The sequence below is a fragment of the Mesorhizobium sp. M2A.F.Ca.ET.039.01.1.1 genome, from assembly GCF_003998035.1.
GTDB lineage: Bacteria > Pseudomonadota > Alphaproteobacteria > Rhizobiales > Rhizobiaceae > Mesorhizobium.
In genome coordinates, this window is the sequence record NZ_RZRY01000938.1 from 1 (window position 1) to 2,003 (window position 2,003).

At 62.7% G+C, this 2,003-nt stretch carries 2 protein-coding genes and 1 pseudogene; all 3 read right to left on the bottom strand.

Features of this window, described 5'->3' with window-relative positions; all coding sequences use genetic code 11:
- Window positions 1-251: 251 nt before the first annotated feature.
- Entirely contained in the window at window positions 252-839 is a 588-nt protein-coding gene (locus EOA24_RS35800) for an NAD(P)H-dependent oxidoreductase (protein WP_126082146.1), read from the bottom strand.
- Window positions 839-1,420, bottom strand: a complete 582-nt coding sequence (locus EOA24_RS35805) for an NAD(P)H-dependent oxidoreductase (protein WP_189342016.1) — start codon at window positions 1,418-1,420, stop codon at window positions 839-841. Before EOA24_RS35805 ends, EOA24_RS35800 begins: the two co-directional genes overlap by 1 nt.
- Window positions 1,420-2,003, bottom strand: a pseudogene (locus EOA24_RS35810) (FAD-binding oxidoreductase); the annotation flags it as partial. The gene EOA24_RS35805 and the pseudogene EOA24_RS35810, both read right to left, overlap by 1 nt.

Sequence of the window (2,003 nt, forward strand, 5' to 3'; positions counted from 1 at the left end):
GAACTCTCGCTTCTGATCCATCATGGACACCTCGTAAAACGGCATTCCATCCCTCCCGATCCAAGGATCGGGAAGTGTCCACGATGTCTCCGAACGCCTGTCCACCATCTCCCCAGTCTGTACAGTTCTACGGGGAGAAGGTGCCCGAAGGGAGGATGAGGGGCAGCGCCACGCCTTTTTAAGTTCGCGCCGCCCCTCATCTGCCTGCCGGCATCTTCTCCCCGTAGAACGGGGAGAAGGACGCTAATCGCTCAAAACCTCTCCAGCCTCGCCCTCACCTTCCCCAGAAACGCCGCCCGGCTCTTCGGCGTCGACGAATCCATCAGATAATGCGCCAGGAAGAACGTCTTGCAGCGCGTGGCGCAGAGCGCCCGCATGCCGCGCAGGATCGTCTTGCGGCCGGGCTGGCCGACGACGACGCTCCACCAGGTCGGCGCGCCGCAGGTGGTGATGACGCCGACCTTGGTGACATGCCGCATCAGCGACGTGATCCGCCCCTTGCCGGCCGGCAGCTTGAAGGCGATGTCCGTCGCCCAGACACGGTCGAACCAGCCCTTCAGCATCGCCGGCAGGCCATACCACCAGGTCGGATAGATGAAGAGGATCGCTTCTGCCCACATAAGAAGATCGAAGTGCGGCTTGAGCGCCGGATCTTCCGGCGCCCGGTCATTGTAGAAGCGTCGCTCCTCGCAGCTCATCACCGGATCGAAATTCTCGGCATAGAGGTCGAGCAGCCGCACGTCCCAACCCTTCGTCTTCAGCACCTCGACGGCGGTGTCGCGGATCGCCGCGCAGTAGCTTTCGGGAACCGGATGGCAATAGACCACCAGCACGCGCATCAGAATTGATCCATGCTGGCCGCGACCTTTGCCATGAACGCGTTGCGCGTCTCGTCGGTCGAAAGGTTCATCGAATAATGCGCGAGATAGGAGACTGGAGCGCCGGGCAGAATCGTGGCCCGCAGCATGCGCTTGACGATCTTGCGCGGCGGGTCGCCCATCAGCATGGCGCGAAAGCGGCTGCCGCCATAGGTGGTCACGGCGGCGAGCTTGCGGATGTTGTGCAGCGTCGGCCGTACCTTGCCATCGACCAGCTTGAACGACACGCCTGGCAGGAAGACGCGGTCGAAAAAACCTTTCAGGATCGCCGGATAGCCGTAATTCCAGACCGGGAAGGACAGCACCAGCGCCTCGGCATTTTGCAATCTTTCGATGTAGCCGGCGACTGCGTCTGCAGGACTGCGCTGGTCGTGATAGCCAAGCCGCTCAGTCCGCGTCAGCCGCGGATCGAAATCCTCCGCATAGAGATCGCAATCGTCGACCACGTGGCCAGCCGCCGCGAGCCGCTCGACGATCGTCCGGTGCAGGCCGGCATTGAAGCTGGTCTCCACCGGATGGGCGTAGAGCACGAGGATGTTCATCAGCCCGCCTCTTGCAGGCCCTTGAACAGGAAGGGCTTGCCCGAGCGGTAGTCGTAGGCGGGGTTTTCCCAGGCGATCATCTTGCCGGGATTGAGCAGTCCTTGCGGATCGGTCTCGCGCTTGAAGGCAAGCTGCACATCATCCGTACGCTTCATGCCGCCCTCTTCCAGCGTGTAGCGGTGCGGGTTGAAGATCCAGCAGCCATTGTCCTCGTGGACGCGGATGATCTCGTTGAGCCGCTCTTCCGTGGTGTAGCGCACCAGCGGCAGGCCGGCCGCGCCAATCGCGCCGTCGAAGCGGATGAACTCCAGATGCGCCGGCACCTCGTCGCCGAAGCGCTCGACCATCGCCTTGACATGGGCGAGATGATCTGGCGACGGATAGCGCGCCTGCAGGTAGGTGATCGTCGGATCGACCCGGATCGCCCGTAGCGTCGTGTGGTTCCAGGTCAATTCATAGGCCGGCGGCAATCCTTTGAGATCGGCCTCCTGGTCGGCCCGAAACACGATCTCGCCCCTGGTGCTGCGGACAAAGGCGACAAAAGCGTCCATCGCGTGCGGCGCGATCATGCACACCACGATGC

Excerpts from the sequence above, each read along its gene's own strand:
- EOA24_RS35800 (WP_126082146.1), bottom strand. The coding sequence starts at position 839 with ATGCGCGTGCTGGTGGTCTATTGCCATCCGGTTCCCGAAAGCTACTGC.
- EOA24_RS35805 (WP_189342016.1), bottom strand. The coding sequence starts at position 1,420 with ATGAACATCCTCGTGCTCTACGCCCATCCGGTGGAGACCAGCTTCAAT.